Origin of the sequence: Pseudoalteromonas sp. McH1-7, assembly GCF_013366255.1 — a bacterium.
Lineage (GTDB): Bacteria > Pseudomonadota > Gammaproteobacteria > Enterobacterales > Alteromonadaceae > Pseudoalteromonas > Pseudoalteromonas peptidolytica.
Genome location: NZ_JABWPQ010000009.1, coordinates 67823 through 88304, shown reverse-complemented (window position 1 = coordinate 88304; position 20482 = coordinate 67823). Strand labels below are relative to the sequence as shown.

General features: G+C 41.8%; 18 protein-coding genes. 6 read left to right on the top strand and 12 right to left on the bottom strand.

Going from position 1 to position 20482, the window contains the following annotated elements:
- Window positions 1-14 precede the first annotated feature (14 nt).
- From HUZ36_RS08355 to HUZ36_RS08340, 4 genes are all read left to right on the top strand, one after another.
- The gene (locus HUZ36_RS08355; protein WP_125252120.1) at window positions 15-344 is read left to right on the top strand and encodes a 5-carboxymethyl-2-hydroxymuconate Delta-isomerase; all 330 of its coding nucleotides are present in this window, start codon (window positions 15-17) and stop codon (window positions 342-344) included.
- Window positions 345-367: 23 nt separating this feature from the next.
- Window positions 368-1078, top strand: coding sequence for a pseudouridine synthase (locus tag HUZ36_RS08350; RefSeq protein WP_176032573.1), 711 nt, complete (start codon window positions 368-370; stop codon window positions 1076-1078).
- Between the two features lie 125 nt (window positions 1079-1203).
- Window positions 1204-2835 carry a methyl-accepting chemotaxis protein gene (locus HUZ36_RS08345; protein WP_176032572.1) on the top strand — a complete coding sequence of 544 codons (1632 nt, stop codon included), beginning with the start codon at window positions 1204-1206 and terminating at the stop codon, window positions 2833-2835.
- Between the two features lie 352 nt (window positions 2836-3187).
- Window positions 3188-3811: a hypothetical protein gene (locus tag HUZ36_RS08340; protein WP_225740673.1), complete on the top strand. Its 624-nt coding sequence runs from the start codon at window positions 3188-3190 to the stop codon at window positions 3809-3811.
- 122 nt (window positions 3812-3933) lie between these two features.
- Here the strand turns inward: HUZ36_RS08340 and HUZ36_RS08335 are convergent, their stop codons facing one another.
- The 7 genes from HUZ36_RS08335 to queA all read right to left on the bottom strand — a co-directional run bounded on the left by HUZ36_RS08335 (window position 3934) and on the right by queA (window position 12348).
- Complete coding sequence (locus tag HUZ36_RS08335) at window positions 3934-5715, bottom strand: bifunctional diguanylate cyclase/phosphodiesterase (protein WP_176032571.1); 1782 nt, start codon at window positions 5713-5715, stop codon at window positions 3934-3936.
- Window positions 5716-5861: 146 nt separating this feature from the next.
- Window positions 5862-6389, bottom strand: coding sequence for a hypothetical protein (locus tag HUZ36_RS08330; RefSeq protein WP_176032570.1), 528 nt, complete (start codon window positions 6387-6389; stop codon window positions 5862-5864).
- A 369-nt stretch (window positions 6390-6758) separates the two neighbouring features.
- Window positions 6759-7703 (bottom strand): protein translocase subunit SecF, encoded by a 945-nt coding sequence (secF, locus tag HUZ36_RS08325; RefSeq protein ID WP_125252124.1) that lies wholly within the window; start codon window positions 7701-7703, stop codon window positions 6759-6761.
- A 9-nt stretch (window positions 7704-7712) separates the two neighbouring features.
- The gene (gene secD, locus HUZ36_RS08320) at window positions 7713-9572 is read right to left on the bottom strand and encodes a protein translocase subunit SecD (protein ID WP_176032569.1); all 1860 of its coding nucleotides are present in this window, start codon (window positions 9570-9572) and stop codon (window positions 7713-7715) included.
- Between the two features lie 24 nt (window positions 9573-9596).
- The gene (gene yajC, locus HUZ36_RS08315; RefSeq protein ID WP_125252126.1) at window positions 9597-9935 is read right to left on the bottom strand and encodes a preprotein translocase subunit YajC; all 339 of its coding nucleotides are present in this window, start codon (window positions 9933-9935) and stop codon (window positions 9597-9599) included.
- A 21-nt stretch (window positions 9936-9956) separates the two neighbouring features.
- A complete protein-coding gene (gene tgt / locus HUZ36_RS08310) occupies window positions 9957-11096 on the bottom strand; it encodes a tRNA guanosine(34) transglycosylase Tgt (protein ID WP_125252127.1) in 1140 nt (379 codons plus the stop codon).
- A 214-nt stretch (window positions 11097-11310) separates the two neighbouring features.
- The gene (queA, locus tag HUZ36_RS08305) at window positions 11311-12348 is read right to left on the bottom strand and encodes a tRNA preQ1(34) S-adenosylmethionine ribosyltransferase-isomerase QueA (RefSeq protein ID WP_125252128.1); all 1038 of its coding nucleotides are present in this window, start codon (window positions 12346-12348) and stop codon (window positions 11311-11313) included.
- Between the two features lie 258 nt (window positions 12349-12606).
- On the opposite strand from queA, the gene HUZ36_RS08300 reads away from it, so the two are divergent.
- Both HUZ36_RS08300 and HUZ36_RS21710 read left to right on the top strand, forming a co-directional pair.
- Complete coding sequence (locus HUZ36_RS08300; RefSeq protein ID WP_176032568.1) at window positions 12607-15117, top strand: GGDEF/EAL domain-containing response regulator; 2511 nt, start codon at window positions 12607-12609, stop codon at window positions 15115-15117.
- A 155-nt stretch (window positions 15118-15272) separates the two neighbouring features.
- On the top strand, window positions 15273-15470 hold the full coding sequence (locus HUZ36_RS21710) for a hypothetical protein (protein ID WP_125252130.1): 198 nt from the start codon (window positions 15273-15275) through the stop codon (window positions 15468-15470).
- 569 nt (window positions 15471-16039) lie between these two features.
- Here the strand turns inward: HUZ36_RS21710 and HUZ36_RS08295 are convergent.
- From HUZ36_RS08295 to HUZ36_RS08275, 5 genes are all read right to left on the bottom strand, one after another.
- Complete coding sequence (locus tag HUZ36_RS08295; protein WP_147390848.1) at window positions 16040-16930, bottom strand: hypothetical protein; 891 nt, start codon at window positions 16928-16930, stop codon at window positions 16040-16042.
- Entirely contained in the window at window positions 16927-17499 is a 573-nt protein-coding gene (locus HUZ36_RS08290) for a hypothetical protein (protein ID WP_128731165.1), read from the bottom strand. Before HUZ36_RS08290 ends, HUZ36_RS08295 begins: the two co-directional genes overlap by 4 nt.
- Entirely contained in the window at window positions 17492-18031 is a 540-nt protein-coding gene (locus tag HUZ36_RS21700) for an RNA polymerase sigma factor (protein ID WP_125252133.1), read from the bottom strand. The genes HUZ36_RS08290 and HUZ36_RS21700 overlap by 8 nt, the downstream gene beginning before the upstream one ends.
- A 116-nt stretch (window positions 18032-18147) precedes the next feature.
- Window positions 18148-19074, bottom strand: a complete 927-nt coding sequence (locus tag HUZ36_RS08280; protein ID WP_128731164.1) for a hydrogen peroxide-inducible genes activator — start codon at window positions 19072-19074, stop codon at window positions 18148-18150.
- A gap of 109 nt (window positions 19075-19183) precedes the next feature.
- Window positions 19184-20452 (bottom strand): inorganic phosphate transporter, encoded by a 1269-nt coding sequence (locus HUZ36_RS08275; protein WP_125252135.1) that lies wholly within the window; start codon window positions 20450-20452, stop codon window positions 19184-19186.
- Window positions 20453-20482: the final 30 nt, after the last annotated feature.

Sequence of the window (20482 nt, the reverse complement as noted above, 5' to 3'; positions counted from 1 at the left end):
ACATGGAGTTTCACATGCCTCACTTTATTCTCGAACATTCGGATAATTTACCAATAGAAACCGAAGCCTTAGTATCACAAGTACAGCAATTCGCTTGTGCGTGTGGTCTTTTCGATCCAGCTTCAGTTAAAACACGTGCAATGTCATTCGAGCATTTTCAACTAGGTGATGGCAAACAAGGATTTATTCATTTACAGATCCATTTAATGGCGGGTAGAACAATAGAGCAAAAGCAGGCGCTTACCGAAGGGGCGTTAACACTGTTGCAAGCTAAAGTATCCAAACAGTTTGCGCTGAGCGTGCATTGTTACGATTTATTACCTGAAATCTATCGCAAAAACTAATTTATTATTCGAGCTATTTAACTATGAAATTTCCATGTAGGTTAGAGAAGTTTTTGAGCCATGTTGCTGAAATGCCTCGCAGTAAGGTCAAAATCAATATTAAAAAAGGTCTAGTTACCGTCAATGGTAACGTCGTCAAAAAAGGCGATATCCAAGTTACCTTAGCAGATCATATAACATTTGCAGGTGTTCACCTACAGTACCTTGGCTTACGCTATTTTATGCTCAATAAGCCTAAGGGCTATGTATGTGCAAATAGCGATGAGTTACACCCAACAGTCTTTGACTTGCTCGATGAGCCTAACTTAAAAGATTTTCATGTGGCAGGTAGGTTAGATATCGACACAACTGGTTTAGTATTGCTCACCAACGATGGAGATTGGTCACATCAAATTACCTCCCCTAAAAAGCAAAAGTTTAAAACTTATGTTTTAGAAAGTCGTGATGAATTGACCGACACAGCTTTGATCCAGCTCGAGCAAGGTGTTGAACTTCATGGCGAAAAACAAGCTACGTTACCGGCAAAAACAGATCAAATAGATAAATACGCATTACGCTTGTCTATTTGTGAAGGAAAATACCACCAGGTTAAGCGAATGCTTGCCGCTGTAGGTAATCAAGTTGTTGAACTACATCGGGAAAATATAGCTGGTATCACACTTGATCCAACGCTTGCAGAGGGTGAATACCGCACACTCACCGATGAAGAAATTAGCATAATTAATGCAAATTAACTCTCAAATTTCCGGTGTATGAGTAAATATCATCTCGAAATAGTCCGTGTAGCATATTAACCCACTTACAACTTCCCCCTAAACATGCTAAATCATTTAATAGAGTATTTTTAGGGGGCTATCCTGTGTTTTCCAATTTCACACTTAGAGCAAAAATAATTACCTTTGCAGCGGCAATATTTGTTTCTTTGCTTGCCGTCGCCTTTGTTGGTCTTCAAGCACTACGCCATGCCAGTGAGAGCGATAATATTGCTCGCATCAATCAGCTGATGAAAAGTACGGTTAACATAGTGAAACAATTTGAACATTTTGCACAACAGAACCTATTGACCGAACAACAAGCCAAAAAAATGGCAATTCAGGTCCTACGAGAGAACAAATATCACGACTCTGAATACGTTTATGTTGTTAATGATAAAATGGATTTTGTTGCAACCCCCCATGATCCTCAGCTTCATAGCACTAGCTTTAACGATTTTAGGGATGCTTCAGGAAAGAGCATAGGTGGTATGGTCAAGCGCCTGGTGGGTAATGAGGTTGATCAGATCATTACTTATCATTGGACATCATTACGGGACGGTGAAATTGTCGATCTTACCTCGGTAGTTCAGAAAACACCTCGGTTTGGCTGGTATGTTGGCACCGGAATAAGTTACAAAGAAGTCAATGAACGCTACTGGGATACTGCTATCTGGTTAGTTGCATTGTCTTTAGTAGTGGCAATTATACTGACCACGGCGCTAGCACGATTTGGTTTGTCTTTGAGTCACAAGTTGGGGGCAGAAATAAACGATGTATTGACCATTGTAAAGCATGTTTCTAGAGGAAACCTCACCACCCCTATTAATACCGCTAGCTGTAAAGACTATAGTATTTTAGCCGCAATGGCTTACATGCAAGACGGCCTAAAGGGAGTCGTTGAAGGGTTAAAACAAGCAAGTTGCGCATTGCAGACGCAAACGTCAGACAGTGAATCACGTTCAATTCAATTGGAGCAGCTCACCCATAGCCTCAGTTCAGAAACACAAATGGTTGCTTCTGCAATTACTGAGCTTACTGCATCAGCTCAAGCCGTTGTTGAACATGCTCAACAAGCAGCAGGCTCAGTACAAGAGGCTGAACGCCAAGGAAATGCAGCGGATAAACTCACAGCTCAAGCCGCGCAAGAGATTGCATTATTAGAGCAGCAAATTGACAGCGCTGGTAATAACATCCAAGTACTCGACGAAGAAGTATCAAATATAGCGAACGTCCTAACCGTTATTCAATCCATTGCTGAACAAACTAATTTGCTGGCACTAAACGCTGCCATAGAGGCTGCAAGAGCGGGTGAACAAGGGCGAGGCTTTGCCGTAGTTGCTGATGAGGTCAGACAGCTTGCACAACGAACACAAACCAGTACCGAAGAAATTCGCAATATGATCACCAAGCTGCAAAGTGCAACACAGGATGCAAAAGCCTCGGTAAACCTTAGTATTGCAACCAGTGAAAAGACCGTTAGCATGTCTTCTGATGCCTCTAAAGCACTAGTTCAAGTCGCCGATTCTTTAAAATCTATTTTACATATGAGTCATCAAATAGCACAAGCCGCGCAAGAACAGCTCAGTGCAGGTGAAGATACGGCGCAGCGAGTCGTCACAATATCAGATACTGCGTCTCAAACTGCTAGCGTTTCAGAAAAAGCCCACAAAGCAACTGATACCATTAAAGCGCTTTCTAGCAATTTAGAAATTGAGGTCGCAAAATTCAGAATATAACAATATGAATTTATTATTTTTTTTAATAAACTAGCTCAAATTCTGATTTATCAAGGCTATTACTTAAAAAAAATCTTTAATTTTTCATTCACCTTGTGTTTATTTGGTGTTAAGTTTGTACTGGTCGGAATTGTCGGTTAAGTAGTCTGGGCGACTTTCCGAAATTGCGTTTAGCGCAATTAGAGTATCAACCTCAAACACTTTGATTGCTTGCACGTCAAGTAAATTCAATAAGGACTATGTAATGCAAAAGCTAAATTTGAAAGAATGCAAAAAGGTTTCTGGTGGCGGTATTTACGAACCAACCGACCCTAACGCACAAAAAGAAACTAGCAAAGACTAGTGTGGTGCTATGAAGAAAAATTTCTCATTAGGAGACCTACTGATACCTTATGCAATTGTAGCAGTAGGTCTCTTAGTCTTATATGACATTCGTTTTCACTTCTACATTATTTATGTGCTTATTGTCTTAACAGTCTTTATTTTAGGGGCTCGATTAAAAGACGTTAATATTTGCGCACTCTCCCTGTTAGCAGTTGTTCCCTTTACCCTAGAAACTGCGGTTTTTTCGTCTGGTTTGATTAGTTTAGACTCTTCAGACAAAGACCAACGGCTCCTTCAGAATACTCTTATTTTTGGAACTCACTTTTTAATTGCGTTAATGGTAGTTTTTCCATTGACTTATCGTGTCGAGATCACCAAAAAGCTGTTCCCAAAATTAAAAACACGCTACACCTTTGCCGATGCAATTATGCCTTGGCTGGCGATTTTTAATGTTTTTATGAGCTTCGCAGCCTTAATTGAAAATTATTTTAGAAATGCCAAAGGCGTCGAAATGACCATTTTCTTTTATAGTTTTGATGTTAGCGGGTACTTAATTTACAGTGCTAATTGTCTAATACTACTTATTTTAGCCGCAATTACCTACAAAGAAGAATATGACTACGCCCTCCCCAGTCTGCGTAAAAAGCGCTAGACACCTGTTAGGAGTAGCAAAGCACTAAGTTTGCTACTTCTTCAGTGATATTTTTCCCTTGTATAGCGTTTTGTTATCAAAGATAAAGAGTATTATGAAGTCGTCGTATGCTTACGCTATTATTACCCTGCATTTTCGAGCCGAACCGTCGACACAGTGGGTTTGCGTCGATTACAAACGAATAAGTAACTGTTTCGGTATCGTTTAGCTTCTTTTTTTGCATCAGTTGCCAATGCCGCCACTTGATGGGAGTTAAAGCAGTGCTGTAGATCTGGACGCACTAAACCGATTGATAAAGTCAATAATGGTACAAACTGCTTTTGTCCTTCGCGGTTTGTTGCCCAATAGCCTCCCGCGTTGACATGCTCAGGGGTAAAAAAAGCTGTGGATTTAGTTTCAAACTCAGCAATAATCTCATGACATAGTGCTTGCGCATCATGATTATCAAATACCACCATAAAGTCATCCCCCCCTATGTGACCTACAAAACTTGGGCTGTGGGCACAAACATCCATGGTCACCTCAGCTAAAAGCTTAATGACACTGTCACCGCTGGCGTACCCATATAAATCGTTAAACTGTTTAAAATGGTTTAAATCAATATAAGCCAAAGAAAAGTCATGATTCGAACGCAGTCTTTGCTCTATCGCTTCGTTAATCGCGACGTTACCAGGTAGCATGGTTAATGGATTAGCATGCTGAGCATGACGTATTTTTTCCTCGGTAATGTGCTTTAGTATGTCTCTAAGCGGCGCTAAGCCAAGATAACAGCCATTTCTGGTGATAATAATATGGCGACGAATATCAAATTCGTGATCGGTAATTTGCTTACTGACGGAGTCAAGCTCTTGCTGTTCATCAACCACCAAAGGCTGCTTGTCCATTAATTTAATCACTGACTTTTTGTCAAATAGCGCGTGACCATAAGGTGCTGCAAAAACTTCTGTTAATTGATCTCGATGTAGCAACCCTATTGGCTCTCTCACATCATTCACAACCGCGATGCTAGCCAAGTTTCGATCTTGCTCAAATAACCTATGTGCATCAATACATTGTGTACACTCATGGATAGCATTTATATCTTTGGCCAGCCAACCGATAGCCATAGACTGCTCGAACCGCCCAGGTACAGCCGACGGATCTGAGTGTAGTGACTTAAACACCTCAAGCTCAGTAGGCGGTTTCATTTCAGGTTTAGCAAGTAAAAAGCCCTGTGCATTAACAATACCCAACTGTTCAATTAGCTTTAGTTCTTCAGCTCGCTCAATTCCCTCTGCAATCACTTTAGTGCTGGTGGCTTTTGCCAACTCTATTATCGACTTCAAGAACTCTCTTTTCACTACACTCTGATCGCAATGATCGATAAAATACCGATCGACCTTAACGTAATCAGGACATAGCTCTGACCACTTTCTTAGTCCCGAATACCCGGCTCCCAAATCGTCAATTGCAATTTGAAATCCAAGCTCTCGATAATGTGTAATAGTGGATAGCAACAAATGTGCATCATCTACTTTATCTTGTTCTGTGACTTCAATTACAACACGTTTTGGGTCAAGCCCGTAAATTTCCGTGAGGTGACGTGTTTCACCTTTGGGGTGGGAAGGATCTAGTAACGCTTTGGGACTAACATTTAAAAATAATTTACCGGGTAAGTTGTGCGACACGAACTGCTTAATCGCACTATCACGACAAATAATTTCTAGCTCAGATAATCGCTCTTGCTGACTTGCGATTGCAAACAATTTATCTGGAGACTCCAGTGATGAACCCGGAATACCACGGCTTAGTGCTTCAAATCCTAAAATTTGACGCCTCGCAAGATCATAGATGGGCTGAAAAAGTGTAGATATCGCTTTTTCTTTTATTATTGTATTGAGTAGTATCGTGCGCGAAGACTTCACAGGATCAGGCTCACTGTAAAAACATAATCGCGCACGGTAGCAACTGTGTATGACAGTTACATGTCAATCGGGTGAAATGTACCCAATTTAAAGTTGAATTTACTTCACCTTTAAATTGGGTGAGTATTAAGACAAGGTAGTGTCGCTTACTTCAGTGCTCTTTCAACTTGATCAAAATGCGCTATTACTTCAACAATTTCCATCTCTGCGCTTTTATAATCTTCAGGCCCTTTAAAGCCATTCATAGCTATCGCTTGAACTGTCGCAGGGTGAACTAATAGGTCTTTGGCATGGTAACAAACTGGGTCGTCGAATTTTGGTAACTTACCATCCGCATGATAACCACTTTCAATTTCTTCCAAAGGTAATGTTGGGATGATATCTGCTGCCTTGTCTAAAGCATCAAGATAGGTCTGACATTGAGGATACTTAGCGACGAATTCGTTCAATAGAGTGCGTGATAAATTCACCAACTCTGCTGACTGAGCCTCTAAGGCTTTATCTTCTTTCTCTACACGAATATTGGCTAATAGTGCCTCGGCTTGCGTTTTATACATACTTAGCGAGTCAGTCGCTTCCTGCACGGCAGGCGCTACTTTTTGCTCTGGCTGAGGCTGCTCTGAGCATGCTGTAACTAAGGCTAATACACTAACTGCCATCATGAGTTTGTACATGATAATCTCCTTTATTGATAACGATTATCATTATACAACAATGTAATTTTTTAGAAACAATTATATGCTAACAAAAAAAGCGGCTAAGTTAGCCGCTTTTGATATTTAACCTGAGGTTTGGATAAGGAGTGTTCCAACTCACTGTTGCTAAGCCACAACTTAGTTTTTCCTTGTCTACCCAGAGAGTTTTAGAGAAAACACCGCTCCCGCGTCCTGCTCTCGCTAAGGTACCTACATCCTGTAGGCAAGGCGAATTTACGAACCAACAGCTGGCTATTGGAAGTGAATTCAACGCAGTTAGCGCTAAAACTGGCTGCTAGAAAGGCATTAGTTATCCGCAGCTCAGGTTATTTACTCTATAGTCTGTAGTTAAGGCATGGCGTCTAAATCCGCACCTTCTTTTTCAACTTCTACTGGGATCAAGTCTTCTTTGCTCACACCCATTGCAACTGCAACAGAACTGGCAACATAAACTGATGAGTAAGTACCGATGAAAACACCAAATAACAGGGCGGTGGCAAAACCATGAATGGTTTGACCACCCCAAACAAATAGTGCTACCAACACGAGAATCGTCGTGATTGAGGTGACTAATGTACGGTTAAGTGTCTGCGTCAAAGAGATATTAATAATCTCTAATGTGTCATCAATTCGGACTTTGCGGAAGTTTTCACGAATACGGTCTGACACAACGATTGTATCGTTCAAGGAGTATCCTATTACGGCGAGTATCGCTGCTAAAATTGTTAAGTCAAACTCAAGACCAAGAATGGAAAATAATCCCATCGTTAAGACAACATCGTGGAAAAGTGCTGCCACAGCACCTACAGCAAAACGCCATTCAAATCGAAAAGCAACATAGATTAAGATACAGATAAGCGCGGTTAGCATCGCCAAACCGCCCTGCTCTTTAAGATCTTCACCCACGCTTGGCCCGACAAACTCAATACGACGCATAATAACGCTTTCATCTGCTTGTTTAAGTGCAGCTATCAATTGATTACCAAGTACTTCAGCCTTAACATCATCGCCTCTTGGCGCTAGACGTACCAGCACTTCTTGGCTAGACCCGAACAACTGTACCGAGGCATCAGCAAAACCATTTTCGGCCAACACGCTACGCACCTTGGCTAAATCAGCCGGTTGTGAGAAGCCAACTTCAACCGCGGTACCGCCGGTAAAGTCTAAACCAAAGTTTAATCCTTTGACCATAAACGAGCCGATTGACGCTAAAATCAATAACGCCGAGAAAGCCATTGATAGCTTTCTTGCCGACATAAAACGGATAGTGCTTTTTAAATTCAATAATTGCATGTCCGTCTCCTAGATTGATAGCTTGTTAATACGTTTACCACCGATCGTAGCGTTGATTACCGCACGCGTACCAACAATCGCTGTAAACATTGACGTGATAATACCGATAGCTAACGTTACCGCAAAACCTGCAATTGGACCTGTACCAACAGAGAATAGGATCACCGCCGCGATGAGTGTCGTGATATTGGCATCGAAGATTGTACTAAATGCGCTATCATAACCATGGTGTACCGCTTGTTGCGGGCTGCGCCCTTCTGCTAATTCCTCACGAATACGCTCAAAAATCAGAACGTTAGCATCAACAGCCATACCAACTGTTAATACGATACCGGCAATACCTGGCAGCGTAAGTGTGGCACCTGGGATCATCGACATTACACCCACAATCATAATTAGGTTAGCAGCAAGCGCTAGGTTTGCTACCAGACCAAAACCTTTGTAGTACAGCAACATAAAGGCAAGAACAAACGCAAAACCAAGAACAACCGCCGTCATACCAGCTTCAATGTTCTCCTGACCAAGGCTTGGACCTACAGTACGCTCTTCAACAATTTGAATTGGCGCTACCAACGCACCTGCGCGAAGTAGTAAGCTTAGGTTATGTGCCTCTGCCGGACTATCAATCCCAGTAATACGAAAAGAGCTATTTAAACGCGCTTGTATCGTCGCCACGTTAATCACCTCTTCGACTTTGATAGGTGGTAACGCTTTGCCATTTTCGTCTTTCTTGCCTGATGGCTTGTACTCGATGAAAACCGTCGCCATACGTTTACCAATGGCACGTTTTGTAAAGGCGTTCATCTTTGCGCCACCTTTACTATCTAGCTTGATATTAACCTGTGGGCGCTGATATTCATCCATTCCAGATTGCGCACCTGTGATGTGAGTACCCTCAAGAATAACGCGCTTTTTAAGCACCACAGGGTAGCCATCTTTATGCAGAATAACTTCTGTGCCTGGTGGCACTCGACCTTGTGCAGCTGCGCGAACATCGGCATTTTCGTCTACTTCACGAAACTCCAGTGTCGCCGTCGCACCAAGAATCTCTTTTGCACGAGCTGTATCTTGAACACCTGGCAATTGTACGATAATACGTTCACCGCCTTGACGTTGTACGTTTGGTTCAGCAACACCTAGTTGGTTGATACGGTTACGAATAATCGTTTCGTTCTGCTTAATCGCATATTCACGAAGCTCTTTGTACTTGACATCGCTAAGGCTTGAGAAGAAAGCAAGGCTGTCACTGCTGTCATTGATAAAGTCATTACCAGGATAGCGCTTTCGCAAGAAACTTAATGCCGCATCTTTGTCTTCTTCAGAACGCATAGTTACTTGCACACGTTCACTATTAGATACTCGTCTAACAGTGCGATAGCGTAGCTTTTCCTCTCGCAAGTCGCTCTTAAAGTCTTGCTCCATTTGCTCTAGTGCATTGTCCATCGCTGTGACCATATCCACTTCCATTGTGAAGTGAACACCACCACTTAAATCAAGACCAAGTTTCATTGGATTTGCACCTAAGTCTTTTAACCACTCAGGTTGTGCAGGGGACATATTAATAGCGGAAATGTAGTCTTCACTTAGAGTATTGCGCAGAATATCTTGCGCTTTAAGCTGATCTTCAACGTTTTTGAAGCGGACAAGGATTTGGCCATCTTCAAGCACAGAAGATTTCACGCCAAGGTTATTCTTTTGCAGGGTTTCGTTGACTTGATCTAATACGCTGAGTGTCGCATCCGCTCCTTTTGTGCCAGATACCTGGATGGCCGGATCGCGACCATACAGGTTAGGTGTGGCATAAAGAATACCGATAGCTAACACAGCGAGAACAAGTAAGTACTTCCACATTGGATACTTGTTTAACACTGGACTATCCCTTTATTGTTTTTCTTATAGAGACTTCATTGTACCTTTAGGAAGTACTGCTGAAATCGCTGATTTTTGCACTGTCACTTCAGCTTGGTCGTTTAGTGCGATTACAACAAAATCCTTATCATCGGCTACCTTTGTGATTTTCCCCACAAGTCCACCTTGAGTTAGTACTTCGTCACCTTTGCCTAATGCGCCCATTAGGTCTTTGTGCTCTTTAACACGTTTAGCTTGTGGACGGTAAATTAAAAAATAAAATACCAGACCAAAAATACCTAACATGATTAGCATTTCCATACCGCCACCTGCTGGTGCAGCCGCTGCACTGCTAGCATGCGCGCTTGAGATAAAAAAGCTCATTTCACTTCCTCGTTTATAAAATTAATTATTTTCTGTCAAACCAACGTCAGCCAACTCTGGCACCGGTATGCCACGGCGCGCATAAAAGTCTTCGACAAATTCGTCAAATGTGCCTTCTGACAAGGCGTTTCTCATTCCTTCCATCAAACGTTGATAATAACGTAAGTTGTGGATGGTATTGAGTCGAGCGCCTAAAATTTCATTACACTTATCTAAGTGATGTAAGTACGCTCGAGAGTAATTCTGACAAGTGTGGCAATCACACTCTGCATCCAATGGGCTGGTATCCGTTTTGTGTGCTGCATTACGGATTTTTACCACACCACCGGTCACAAATAAGTGACCATTACGAGCGTTACGCGTTGGCATTACACAATCAAACATGTCAATACCACGGCGCACTGCCTCAACCAAATCTTCTGGTTTGCCCACGCCCATCAAGTAGCGTGGTTTTTGCTCAGGCATTTTATATGCACATTGATCAAGAATATTGATCATGTCCTCTTTTGGCTCACCAACAGATAAACCACCTAGTGCATAGCCATCAAAACCTATTTCTTCTAAGCCCTTTTGCGACTCAGCACGAAGCTCAGGATACATACCGCCTTGAATAATACCAAACAACGCTGACGGGTTATCACCATGTGCTTCTTTAGAGCGCTTTGCCCAGCGTAAGCTCAGCTCCATTGAATCTTTAGCTTCTTTCTCTGTTGCTGGATATGGGGTGCATTCATCAAAAATCATGACGATATCTGAGCCTAAGTCACGCTGCACCTCCATCGCTTTTTCTGGCGACAACATAATCTTTTCACCATTAACAGGAGATTTGAATAGCACACCTTCTTCAGAAATTTTACGCATCGCACCTAGGCTAAATACTTGGAAGCCGCCAGAATCAGTCAAGATAGGCTTATCCCAGTTCATAAAATCATGCAGATCACCGTGCTGTTTGATGATCTCCGTGCCTGGGCGTAGCATCAAGTGGAAGGTATTGCCTAAACAGATGTGCGCGCCCGTTTCTTTAAGCTCGTCTGGGGTCATGCCTTTTACTGTGCCATAAGTGCCAACCGGCATAAACGCAGGAGTTTCTACTACACCACGGTCGAAGATTAAGCGACCTCGGCGAGCTTTGCCTTGTTTGCGATCTAATTCAAATTTCATTGTTACCTCGTTGTCAGAAAAACAGTCCAACATTGATTAAAAAACATGCTAACCCCATATTTAGGGCGGTGATCTTCCGATTCTACCAAGATTAACGGCTCAATTCTAATATTGGGATAAAAAACCCAAAGTCTATATCACGCCGACAACTTTACAGTCAGAAAAAGCAAAATGCCCAGTAATACTGGGCATTTTAATAGCTGTATGGTGTAAATTACTTATCTTGCTTTTGCAAGAACATAGCATCACCGTAACTGAAAAAGCGGTATTGCTTTGCGATTGCAGTTTGGTAGGCATTCATAATATGTTCTTGCCCTGCAAATGCACTCACTAGCATGATTAATGTCGATTCTGGCAAATGAAAGTTAGTCACCATGGCGTCAACCACATTAAAGCGGTAACCCGGGTAAATGAAAATATCGGTATCGCCGTAAAGCGGAGCAATCTCGCCGCCATTCGCTTTTGCGGCAGATTCAAGTGAGCGCACTGACGTAGTCCCTACCGCTATAACTCTCCCTCCTCTCGCTTTCGCCGCTTTAATCGCCTGAACAACGTCTTCTGAGACTTCGATGTATTCTGAGTGCATGACATGCTCTTCCACCGAATCTACTCGCACAGGCTGAAATGTACCTGCACCAACATGTAAAGTCACAAAAGCCATCTCAACGCCTTTATCCTTTAGCTTGGCCATCAACTCATCGTCAAAGTGCAGTCCAGCTGTAGGCGCTGCAACAGCGCCAGGCTTCTCTCCATAAACAGTTTGATAACGCTCTTTGTCTTCATCATCATCAGGTCTGTCTATGTATGGTGGTAAAGGCATATGGCCAATTTTATCTAAAATCGCCAACACGTTTTCTTCGCCTTCAAACCTTAACTCAAATAACTCACCATGACGCTGAACCATTTCAGCGGTTGCTTGGCCTTCAAGCTCAATTTTAGTACCAGGCTTTGGCGACTTACTTGCTCTAACATGAGCGAGTACTGTCCGCTCATCAACGACACGCTCGACTAATACCTCTAATTTTCCACCACTGGCTTTTTGCCCAAACATGCGAGCAGGGATCACTTTTGTGTTATTAAAGATGATTAAATCTTCAGGGTTAATAAGCGCTACAATATCTTTAAAAATCTTGTGCTCGATTTCACCACTATTGCCATTTAAGGTAAGAAGACGACTGCTAGAACGCTCCTTCATTGGGTGTCTTGCAATCAACTCATCAGGAAGGTCAAAACTAAAGTCTGCTACGCGCATGGAAAAGCCTCATTTCGAAAATTGCGCCAAGTCTAGTGCGGTGTTTTAGCGAAATCAAGTGCTTGTAACCTTGCGTAAATACCTTTAACCTAGCGGGTCTAAAATGGCGTTCACTTAAAAGATTTTACGAAGTTAAAACACAAAGTGCTGTACAATCTTTATTCTTTAAGTTGAAACAATAGCTTATGCCTTTTAGCGCACATTTTATACCGTCAACCGTTGTAATCGTATGCCAGTATCTGGTGAGGTTTTTTTATTGTGTCTAGACAACTAACGTTGCTCATTGTTAACGCCAGTACTCACGAAACGCAAACTTTAACTAAAACGCTCAGCGTATTAGATGTCTTTACTATTATTACTAAATCTGACTCACAAGATGCTTTGAGTTTACTAAAAACTCAACCCGTCGACTTAGTGATTACCGGCCTCAACATCGGTAAAATTGATGGCTGGCGCTTTTCTCGTATGATACGTTCAGGCTTGCTCGCTACCTCAAAAAGTACGCCTATCGTACTTATTCCGCCAACTTATTGTGAGCGTATCGCTGAGACGACCGCGCGCAGCTACAGTATAGATGCTGTGCTACCGTTTGAGCGACAAGATATGCTGCCGCAGATCTTGGCAAACGTATTGTCGACACATCTAGATAAAAGTAGCCGGCTCAACTTACTACTCCTTGAACCGGACCAAAATAAAGCTGAAAAAATTTGTGCGCATCTATCACATAATTTCTCTTGTACGCATGTAAATACAGCAAACAGTGCCCTATCGCTATTTCTTCAGGGTAACTATGCTATCGTCTTAATGGACACAACGACCAACCTTTCTGGCTCCGCTGACGAACTCGTAGAGAGCATTCTAAAACATAAACCTAGTCAAGCAATTGTGACCATTATTGACAAACGTGATGCCGATCATGCTGAGCAACTATTACTACTTGGCGTAACCGACTTTGTTCGGGCACCATACGATATGCCATTTTTAAGTAAAGTATGTGATCACGCCGCACGGCGAGAAGACTTTATGGTGAGTTACGCTGAGTTTGCAAATAAGGTTGAACAGCTAAGCAGAAGTGAAAATCGTTATAAAGATTTGTTTTCCGCACACCAAAGGATCCTCCTTCATTTAAGAACGGTTGTGGTTGAACTTGATTTAGAAGGCGCGATTCGATTTATTAACCCAGCATGGGAATACCTGTCAGGGTTTGGGATAAAGTCTAGTTTGCATACCCAACTACATGACTATATCGCCAAAGAGGAACTAGTAACGCTGCAAACCGTAATGCAAGAAATGCAAAATGGTGAGCGACAGCATGCTCAAATAGAATTACAGCTACGTCATAAAAACGGTCATCTCATTTGGGTGGAGTGCCGTTTGCAACTTATCAAAAATACATCTAGCTCCGTAGCTATCACTGCGACGCTTGATAACATTCATGAGCGTAAACAAGCAGAGTTGCAACTCAGACATTTAGCATTACACGATACACTGACAGGTTTGCATAATCGCTATTATTTTGACCAGCAGCTTAATCAACTGTGTAATGAAGTAAAGTCTACAAATGATATTGAGCATGCCCTGATTTACATCGACTTAGATCACTTTAAAATCATTAATGACAGCAAAGGTCATCAACAAGGCGATATTGTTCTAAAAGAAGTGTCAGAACTGTTTGGGGATGAAATTGGAGAACAGCACCTTACGTTTCGTATTGGTGGTGATGAATTTGCAATTTTACTCAAACATACCGCTTTACTCGATGCCCATATGTATGCGGAAAGTATTTGTATGGCCATTGAAAAGCATAAGTTTCATTTCGAAGATAATGCCTACTCTATTAGTTGCTCGATTGGCTTGACCCAAATTAACAGTGACAATGCTGATCCCAATGAGTGTTTGAAGCAAGCTGATATTGCACTTTATATTGCAAAAAATCTGGGACGTAATCTAGTTCATTGTTACAACAAAGAAGATGAGCAGAACCAAACACTACAAATTGGCTTAGAGTGGGGTCACAGTGTCAGACAAGCGCTACAAAATGACAGTATAGAACTTCATTATCAACCTATTTGGGACTTCAAAAAGCAACAAGTTGCGTATTACGAAGCCTTACTCAGGTTGAAAATCAATGATGAAATCGTGTACCCCAATCAGTTTATCCCCGCATTGGAGCTTTTAAACGATACTTTTCTAATGGATCAATGCGTTATCAGAACTGCGATCAAGGCACTTTCAGAGTTTGATGTGCTCAGCCAAGTGGCGATTAACTTGTCTGCACACTCTTTCTTAGATGAGAGACTGCAACCACATATTCAAGCCTGTCTCACTGAGTATCAGGTAAGTGCGAATCGCGTTATATTCGAGATCACAGAATCAGCCAGTATTAATAATTTAAATGCAACACAGTCTATGATCAAAAATCTAAACGACTTAGGCTGCCATTTTGCTATTGATGATTTTGGAACAGGCTTTAGTACTTTTAGCTACCTAAAACAGCTTCCTGCACAGCATGTTAAGATTGACGGCTCCTTTGTACGAGACATGTTAAATGATCCTATCGACTTGGCTTTGGTCAAGGCTGTAAACGATATCAGTCACTCACTAGACAAGTGTTCGGTAGCTGAATACGTCGAGAATAAAGATATATTTCATAAACTTAGAGAGATTGGTGTGGATTATGGTCAAGGCTATTTTATCTCGAGGCCACTTCCCATCGAGCAGTTGGAGTGCAGCCTAAAAACTATTTTATCCCTAAAAACAGAGCAGTAACAACTTTATACTAAAGGTTACTTTTACTTCTTGCAAAGTTCACTATAATTAAAGATATCAGTTTAAAATGTCATCAATTTTTAAGGTAACACCTTAAAAATACAGACATTCAAAGGATTGAGCTACATCTTGCTATGGACTTCAAGGGGTAAATTATGCTGTCATTATCGCTTTTTTTAATACTTGCAAACTTGCTCATCGCATATCAGTGCTACCGTTATGCTAGTGCTAAGGGATACCCAGTAAAGTTATTCACGGGGCTTGGACTGCTACCCTATTTTAACTTGGTCGTGTGGGTATACTTACTCTTTCTACCGAACTTGACTACGGCCAAAAATATTGAACAAGCGTAACACTAGATTACTCAATTTGACGTCTATTCTGCAATGAGTAATCCGTGTCGATAACACCAGCATCGCTGCCTGCTATCGCCAAAGTGTCTACGTCCATTCAGACAAAGTACGTTGGAAAGTACTATATTTAATAAAAACAGCATGCCGCTACTCTTGGCATGCTGTTTTTATTAGGGTTCCCGATATAGCGCAGGACGATAACCTGAACTCGGCAAAAAGGTGATGCTCTAGCCACTATCCCTAACCACATCATGACATTTGCTTTGCACTAAGAAATATTTTTTGGCTAGAGTAATATTCCGCTGTAAAGCTTAGGTACTTTTGTTGATTAGCCTATTTCTAACTCTAAGTTCAGGTTATACCAATTTTCTTAATTACGTGGTCTATTTTGAGGTGAGAAAATCTTGTCGATAACACCGCTTCCGCGTCCTGCTCACGCCGAGGTACCTACGTCCTGTAGGCAAGGCAAAAATTTTTTATTTAGTTGTTCTAAATAAAAAATTTTTAACGCGGTTAGCGTCAGATATACTCCTTCAAATTGAGCAAGTATTAAGTCAAATTGGTATTAGTTAGAAGCGGTAGCTAACAGCCGCTTCTTGTAGCTCTGTTGCACTTTTCTTTCCAGTCACACATTGCTGTATCAATGATTTTGGATAGATACGTATTTGTTTGCTATTTGTGTTATTTGGTTCGCTGTAGATAAAACTAATATATTCATCATCAGGCAAGCTGCGTAAGCCGGCACCGTAATCACATAGACTGGTTGCTAAACTCATCGTAAGCGCTTCTTCGAGTGCTCGCTGCTGCTGTACTCTTTCCTTTTCCCTTTTCGCTCGAGATGCTTCTAGACTGCTCTTGAGTTTATCTTTTAAGGCTTTTAATTCGGTGTCTTTATGCGAGAGTTGCACAATACGTTTTTCGACTTCTTTTAAAGACTCACTAAACTTCTGGCTGTCGGCTTCCTGCTCATGCATTTTCGCAAACTCAAGTTCAGCCTTTTCGCGCTCAAGTTCTCTGAGTCTGATCCGGTTTTCTCTTTCTTGCTCAACAGCTTCTCTTACTTTTTCAGCACCCGCTCTTACTTTATCAGCAACATCGGCATAAGCTTCAGAGAAAGCCTCAGCAATTGGCTCTGAGACTTCTACTTCAGCAATCGCGATGTCTAAGTCTGGTAATTCAAACTCACCAATAGCGGCAACGTCGTCAAGGTTCTCTATATGTGATAGCCACTCTAGTCGATGTCGACGTTTCAATACTAATTCAAACACTGCTCCTTGGTCATGAAGGTAGTAACCAGAAACGCTGCGGACTTGATCTTGTGTGTCATGCTGTAGCGCACTAGTTAGTACACGTTCAAAAATAGCCACTTCACGCTGTAAAGGTGGATTTGGCGACTCAGCCTGGACAAAGCTTGCACATAATGTTGCAGCTGCGCCTAGGCACAATGTAATTAACTTCATGGTTTACCTCGATACTGTGCTAAATTCTGCGTTGGTGTCTGCTCTACTTGCTCTGCAAGTTCATTTAGTTGCAATCTAAGTAGTGCTTGATCTTGCGCACGTTGCGCTTGGATAAGATCAACCAAGTTATTCATTGCTAAACTTCGTTCTTTGCGATTTTGCTCCACAACTTGGGTCACTAATCTGGAGAGTGCTTCTTGCTCTATCGGTTTCACTTCATCAAACTGGGATAAGACCTTCTGAATTACCTCTTGTTGCTTGGCCAACTGCATTTGTTGCGCAGTCATTTGCTCGTGTAACCCCAAGTTTTGTAACCATAAACCTGCAACTCCCAATCCTACGACCAACCAAGCAGCTACAGTCGACAAGGACCAAGTATCAGTATTTGACTGCTGAGTAAGTTGTGGTGGTGGTGTTTGCACTTGGTACGTCTTGGCATGTTGCTGCCATTGCGTTGCAGCTTGGAGCATGTCACGGTATTCACTGTTATTACGCAGCGCTGCTAATTCATCCTCTGTGATTGGCTTTCCCTCTAACCACTTTGCAAACAAAACATCCAATTTAGCCATGATCACGCACCTCTAGTTGCCCTTTCATTTTGCTAAGCGCGTTATATAGTCGCGCCTTTACCGTGTTAGTCGATAGTTCAAGTTGCATAGCAATCTCTTCGAATGTGTAGTGCTGGAAAAACTTTAGTTCAACCACAATCCGTTGCTCAAAAGGAAGCTGTTTTAGTGCATCATAAATTTCTTGATTACTCTGCTGTTGAGCCACTCCAGCATCAGGTCCAGCTTGAAGTACCTCCGGCTCTTTCCCTTCAATTGATTCGAATTTCCGTTTACGCATATGGTCAACAATCCTTGCATGGGTAATTTTAAATACCCAAGTTGAAAACTGAGAGTTACCATTAAATGTATGTAAATTACGGTGCATACTGATAAATACATCTTGTGCTATATCCAGCGCATCTTGCGGCTCACCCACGAGCCTTAAGCACTGGTTGTATACTCGACTGTGATGCTGTTTACATAATGATGCCCAAGCACCTTGATTGCCTTGTAGTGCTCTTTTTATTAATTGTTTTTCGCTATTAAAAAACACTCAGCTCACTCATTAATTCTTTTATCAGTTAATCGCTGCAAGTATTAAAAAAGTTGTATCAATAGAGAATTTTTTGAAAAAAGCACCATTACTGGTGCGATAGATAGGATTGAATCTTACTTCATACTGTCAGCTTTGGCTTGACACTGTGATGAAATATAGCCTCTAACAAAATCACTAAACAGTCTAAAATCCCTTATCCGTCCAGTGGTACGGCGCCATATTAAGCCTATTTCCCTATAGGCATGATCCTGTGGGGGCGTTGCAATAAGGGGCTTACCTTGTAAAATTCCAGCATTAATGGCCATTTGTGGTAAGAAGGTGACACCATTTTTGTATTCGACCATGCTCAGTAATGTATGCAGATTTGCCGCCTCAAATGGATTGATACACGCACTACGATTTAAGTGGCAAGCGCTCAATGCGTGCCCCGTCATACAGTGTTCTTTTTCCAACAAAAAGACGCTTTGCTCTGGTAATAAATTAAAATCTTCTATTGGCTCTGGCACACTATAATCTGCATGACGAACTAAGCTAAAGTGATCTTTGGCTAAGACTTGAGTATGGAACTTATCCGTTCGATATGGCAATGCAAGCATCGCCATATCGATATGCCCATGCTCTAACTTATCTAATAGGTTATCACTGGTGTCTTCAACTAGCACTAGGTTAAGTGCTTCAAACTCTTTCTTACAAGCTTGATAAAGGGGTGCTGCAATAAAACTCGCGATAGTTGGGATAATACCTAAAGTTAGCTTACCAGAAAGTGGGTTTTTATAGCTTTTGGTCAGCTCTTTCACACTCATGGTGTCATCGATAATTTTCCGTGCTCGCTCTACCACTTCTTCGCCAATGTCAGTAAACATTAGGCTGCGATTTTCACGCTCAATAAGCTGACACCCAAGTGTTTCCTCAAGGTTTTGTATCGCGCTACTTAGCGTCGACTGACCGATAAAGCAAGCTTCGGCTGCTCGGCCAAAGTGTTGATGCTGATGCACCGCAAGAAGGTATTGTAGTTGTTTGATACTGGGTAAATTCGTCACAAGCTTTACTCTTTATTTTCAACAGCACAAATAAAAAGACCCCAACACCAAAGGTGTTGAGATCTTTTCAAGCTAAAAGTCTGTCTTTTTGAAAAGGTGTGGTTTGCTTTTAAACGCCAAACACTAATCTCAAAATGTAGAATATAACAATAGCAAGGGCAGCACCAACTGGCAATGTAATTACCCAAGAAACTACGATGTTACGGATAACACCCATATTCAATGCGGCAATACCACGAGCCATACCTACACCTAAAACTGCACCAACTAAGGTTTGAGTTGTCGAAATAGGGAGACCGGTACCAGAGGCGATAACAACTGTTGAGGCTGCTGCAAGCTCTGCTGCAAAACCACGGCTCGGAGTAAGGTGCGTAATACCTTCACCAATGGTCTTAATTACTTTTTTACCAAGAATCGCAAGACCAGCAACAATACCCAAACCACCTAATGGTAAGATCCACCACGCAAGCGCCGCTTTCTTTGCAATTTCACCATCATTTTCAACAATATTTACTACTGCTGCTAGAGGACCGATTGCGTTTGCTACATCATTTGAACCATGTGCGAATGCCATACAACACGCTGTCAGCACCATCAGAATAGCAAATACTTTTTCAACGTTATTAAACTGCATTTGCTTATCTGCATTTGGATCCATCTTCAATTTAGAAATTGCAAATTTACCGATGATACCAATCACGATAGCGATACCGATTGCCAGCGCAAAACCTTCAAAAGTACCCATGTTGATACCGATGTGTTTTAGTCCCTTCTTAATGGTAACTAATGACATCACAAAGCCCGCTAGACCCATATAAATAGGGACGAAACGCTTGGCATTTTCTAGTGGTTTATTGGTATCAAAGATAAGCTTTTGTGCGCTCATGAAAATAAGATAGGCGATAAAGCCTGAAATAGCTGGAGTAATTATCCAACTACCAACTATCCCTGCAACCTTGCCCCACTGGATAGCTTCACTACCTACCGCGACCAGTGCGAAACCAATGATAGCACCGATAATTGAGTGCGTAGTTGATACCGGCCAGCCCAACATAGAAGCTAATAATAACCAGCTACCTGCGGCAAATAATGCTGATATCATCCCCAATATCATAAGTTCAGGAATATCAATAAAAGGAGTAGAGTCAATGATCCCTTTTCGGATCGTTGATGTTACTTCGCCACCCGCAAGATAAGCACCCGCGAATTCAAAGATCATAGCAATAATAATTGCTTGTTTGATGGTAAGTGCTTTTGAACCTACCGAAGTACCCATCGCATTAGCAACATCATTTGCGCCAATACCATAAGCCATGAAGAAACCAACTGCTGCGGCAACTAAAACCAATACCGTGCCGTAGGATGCAATAAAATCCATAACAAACCTTACTTTATTTTCAAAGATCGA